The following is a 591-nucleotide window of genomic DNA, read 5'->3' on the forward strand; positions in this document are numbered from 1 at the left end:
ACGGGTGTTGCCACGACCGTGCCCGGCTTCGGCACGATCAGCTCGGCGGACACCACCGAGACCATCACCATCCCCGGCTCCGGAACGAACGGCGGCGAGTGCGTGGTCGGCCTGATGCCGCCGAACCGCTTCAACAACAACTCCGGCCAGGTCGTTCTCACCATCGACGTGACCACTGGCCTGACCGTCGCCGCCGTGTCGCTGGCGAGGCCCGCATGACGTTTGACATGGCCCGTCCGCATTACACGCTGCCGCTGGCGGGGAAAGAGTACCAACTGCTCGGCACGTTCGCCCTGATCGAGGCGGCGGAGCTGGTGATGAAAGATTACATCGGCAACGTCGCCGTCCGCGTGGTGAACGGCATGCCGTCATACGAGGCGGCGAAGCTGCTGTCCGTGATCCTGACGGCCTCGGGGCATCCGGTCACGGTTGACGAGGCCAAAGACTTGATCTGGCTGGACGGCGTGGCGAATCAGGTCACTCGCATGCACCTGTATTCGTTCCTGAAGATTTGCCTGGCCCCGCCCGGACAACGGGAGGCGGAGGCAACAGAAATGGGGGAGTTGATGGGAAGCCTCAAGGCTTCCCTTG

1 protein-coding gene and 1 pseudogene are annotated in these 591 nt (G+C 64.1%); both read left to right on the plus strand.

The features are described 5' to 3' along the window. Positions 1-219, plus strand: a pseudogene (locus BGIM_RS0100845) (hypothetical protein); the annotation flags it as partial. Beyond that, positions 216-591: hypothetical protein (locus BGIM_RS0100850; RefSeq protein WP_029629616.1), on the plus strand; the 376-nt coding region annotated here is incomplete at its 3' end. The pseudogene BGIM_RS0100845 and the gene BGIM_RS0100850, both read left to right, overlap by 4 nt.

The organism is Zavarzinella formosa DSM 19928 (assembly GCF_000255705.1).
Classification (GTDB): domain Bacteria; phylum Planctomycetota; class Planctomycetia; order Gemmatales; family Gemmataceae; genus Zavarzinella; species Zavarzinella formosa.